We start from the raw sequence: 243 nt of genomic DNA, 5'->3' as shown, positions 1-243 counted from the left end.
CCCCCCCCCCCCCCCCCCCTTTTAATGAGACGGCGACCACCGAGGTCTACACTCTCTCCGTTGTCGGCAGCGTCAGGTGTGTAGAAGAGACAGGGCCGTGCCCCAGCCCTCGACCCCGCCAGCGCCTCGGCGGTGGCGGCCGACGTCGTCCTGTCTTTTCTCCACCTCTCCGCGCCCACGAGAAGAGGAGCAATCGGGGGGGGGCGGTTGTTGTTTGCAAGGAGGAGGGGGGGGGGGGGAGGG

1 protein-coding gene is annotated in these 243 nt (G+C 69.1%); it reads right to left on the bottom strand.

The window, feature by feature from the left end; translation table 11 throughout:
• On the bottom strand, positions 1-243 hold a 243-nt coding region (locus ACPYOM_RS23570), incomplete at both ends, for a hypothetical protein (RefSeq protein ID WP_481347840.1).

The organism is Monashia sp. HAY1-2A (assembly GCF_056755315.1).
This window is presented reverse-complemented; position numbering and strand designations above follow the sequence as displayed.